This is a genomic window from Corynebacterium sp. UMB8791, assembly GCF_054166365.1.
In genome coordinates this window covers 1-386 of sequence record NZ_JBSZCG010000008.1, presented here as the reverse complement: position 1 = coordinate 386, position 386 = coordinate 1, and the positions used below count along the sequence as shown (strand labels likewise).

Below are 386 nucleotides of genomic sequence, written 5' to 3'. Positions count from 1 at the left end.
CAGTTTGCGATTTGGTTACAGCCACAGGTCGAGATGACCAGCGGTAAACTGGTCAGTGCGGAAGTGTTACTGCGTATCCAGCAACCGGATGGCAGTGTGTACAGGAACCGTGGCACGCTATCACATTAGGTCAGCAAGTGCTCACTATCATTAGCGAGCGCCTGCCGATTGAACGTATTCAACTCCGTCCGCACTGTAGCATTGGCGTGGCGATGTTCTACGGCGATCTCACCGCCGAACAGCTTTACAGTCGCGCTATTTCTGCGGCATTTACCGCTCGCCATAAAGGCAAAAATCAGATTCAGTTCTTTGATCTGCAGCAGATGGAAGCCGCCCAGCAGCGGTTGACGGAAGAGAGCGATATCCTTAATGCACTGGAAAATCAT

Annotated in this window: 1 protein-coding gene; it reads left to right on the top strand. The window is 51.8% G+C overall.

All coding sequences use genetic code 11. The annotated features are described in order from the left end of the window. Positions 1 to 137 precede the first annotated feature (137 nt). A partial coding sequence (locus tag ACXIUA_RS00040) for a hypothetical protein (protein ID WP_457975837.1) occupies positions 138 to 386 on the top strand: 249 nt, incomplete at its 3' end.